The sequence below is a fragment of the Corallococcus sp. AB018 genome (assembly GCF_003986945.1).
GTDB classification, from domain to species: domain Bacteria; phylum Myxococcota; class Myxococcia; order Myxococcales; family Myxococcaceae; genus Corallococcus; species Corallococcus exiguus.
Genome location: NZ_RAWR01000626.1, coordinates 1 through 384, shown reverse-complemented (window position 1 = coordinate 384; position 384 = coordinate 1). Strand labels below are relative to the sequence as shown.

Below are 384 nucleotides of genomic sequence, written 5' to 3'. Positions count from 1 at the left end.
GTATTACAGTAAAAGCAACCTTCAGGTATGGAGAGACAGATGCTGGAGAAAAGATGAGAAAACTGAAAGACATGGCAAATAAGTTGACAGATCTACAAACCGTGGTCAACCTCATGATGCAGAACAACGTGATGCAGCCGACATCCCTATTACAAGACATGCCGGCACCAGCAACCAAAACTAGTGCCCAGAAAACAAGATCTCGGCCTAGATGAGTAGGTCCGAGAAGACAAGAGCTCAGCCTAAGTGAGCAGATCTCAGATTCCAGATCCCGGATCCCAGATCCTAGAAAATAAGATCTCGGCCTAAATGAGTAGGTCCGAGAAGACAAGAGCTCAGCCTGAGTGAGCAGATCCCGGATTCCAGATCCTAGAAGACAAGATC

At 46.9% G+C, this 384-nt stretch carries 1 protein-coding gene; it reads left to right on the top strand.

Translation table 11 applies throughout. The annotated features are described in order from the left end of the window. On the top strand, positions 1 to 215 hold a 215-nt coding region (locus D7Y11_RS45635; RefSeq protein WP_233607615.1), incomplete at its 5' end, for a hypothetical protein. Positions 216 to 384 lie beyond the last annotated feature (169 nt).